This is a genomic window from Mesorhizobium sp. M0207 (genome assembly GCF_040321995.1).
Classification (GTDB): Bacteria; Pseudomonadota; Alphaproteobacteria; order Rhizobiales; family Rhizobiaceae; genus Mesorhizobium.
On the sequence record NZ_JAMYSQ010000072.1, the window covers coordinates 1 to 1114 of the forward strand.

Below are 1114 nucleotides of genomic sequence, written 5' to 3' on the forward strand. Positions count from 1 at the left end.
GGCAGCTGTTATAGGCGATCCGCCATTGGCCGCAGTCCGCACAGGCTTCGACATGACCACCCAATGCAGCGGTGCGACACTGTTCGATCGCCGACATGACCTTGAGCTGCTGCAAGCTCAGATGCCCGGCGTGGGAGATCCGGTATCCGGGGCCGGCAGCACGGAAGATATCGGCGACCTCCAGGTCGGCGCGCACCGGTTCAGCCGGACGGCGTCTTGCCTTCCATCAGCGCCATCAGCCGGTCCAGCGGCCCTGCGACCGCGTGGATCGTCCGGGTCGAGACCTTGGTGTAGAGCGCTGTCGTTTCGAGCTTGCAGTGCCCGAGCAGCACCTGGATGACGCGAATGTCGACATCCTGCTCGAGCAGGTGGGTGGCGAAGCTGTGCCGCAGAGTATGCGGGCTGACGCGCTTGCGGATGCCGGCGACTTCGGCGGCTTCCTGAACCGCGCGATGGAGTTGCCGCGACGAGATCGGATCGGTGCAACTGCGCCCCGGGAACAGCCAGCCATGCGGAAGCATCACCCCGCGACGCCTGCCTTCGCGCCACCACACCCGCAGCAGTTCCAAGAGTTGCGGCGAGAGCATGGCGTTGCGAACCTTGCGTCCTTTGCCCTGTTCGACGCGGATCAGCATGCGTGTGCTGTCGATATCATCGACCTTGAGGTGCGCGACCTCCGATACGCGCAGACCCGCGCCATAGGCGACACCGAGCGCGGCCTTGTACTTGATGCCAGGTGCTGCTTCGAGCAGCCGCGCCGCTTCCTCCACGCTCAGCACGTCCGGCAGCTTGCGTGGATGGCGCATGATCACCAGCACACGTGCCAGATCCCGCCGCTTCAGCGTCACCAGGAACAGGAACCGCAGTGCCGAGACCGCGCCATTGATCGTCGCAGGGCCGACGCCGCTCTCATGCTGATGCAGCTGGAATCGACGGATGTCCTCAGCCCTCGCAGTGTCGGGCGAGCGGCCAAGGAACACAGCGAAGCGCCGGACGTGACGAACGTAGTCTTGCTGGGTATGGGAGCCCAGGCCACGCATGAGCATGTCGTGCTGCATGCGCTGGCGAAGCGGAGAGATTGGTGCATCGGTCGACAGGGTAGCCATGGCGAGTT

2 protein-coding genes are annotated in these 1114 nt (G+C 64.9%); both read right to left on the reverse strand.

Features of this window, described 5'->3' with window-relative positions; translation table 11 throughout:
• A partial coding sequence (locus NKJ15_RS32880) for a transposase zinc-binding domain-containing protein (RefSeq protein ID WP_352819847.1) occupies positions 1 to 196 on the reverse strand: 196 nt, incomplete at its 3' end.
• Positions 197 to 200: 4 nt separating this feature from the next.
• Positions 201 to 1106, reverse strand: a complete 906-nt coding sequence (locus tag NKJ15_RS32885) for a tyrosine-type recombinase/integrase (RefSeq protein WP_352775898.1) — start codon at positions 1104 to 1106, stop codon at positions 201 to 203.
• Positions 1107 to 1114 lie beyond the last annotated feature (8 nt).